Raw genomic sequence first — 278 nt, forward strand, 5'->3', positions numbered from 1 at the left:
GGATGTCCAGGAACGTCAGGCACAGGGGCGCCGAGCCGAAGACAACCAGCAGCGTGAGCAGCAAGACCGCCAGGCTCAAGAAGCAACGCGAATTGAGGCCCAGGAAGATCAGGCTCGGCTAGCACAGGATCAGCAGCAACAAGTTCAAGGACTCGAACAGCAGCAGGCCCAGCGTCAAGAATCCTCGCCGCAACCGAACCCTCACCCGCACGCTCAAGATGCCGCGCTGGCTCAACAAGCACCACGGCCCGAGTTGCCGCAGGAAAACGCGCGTCAGC

1 protein-coding gene is annotated in these 278 nt (G+C 62.2%); it reads left to right on the forward strand.

What is annotated here, in order from left to right; all coding sequences use genetic code 11:
• Positions 1-278 (forward strand): hypothetical protein (locus XcodCFBP4690_RS22965; RefSeq protein WP_146092057.1); only part of this gene is annotated, 278 nt, incomplete at both ends.

It is taken from the genome of Xanthomonas codiaei, from assembly GCF_002939785.1.
In the GTDB taxonomy this organism is placed as follows: Bacteria; Pseudomonadota; Gammaproteobacteria; order Xanthomonadales; family Xanthomonadaceae; genus Xanthomonas; species Xanthomonas codiaei.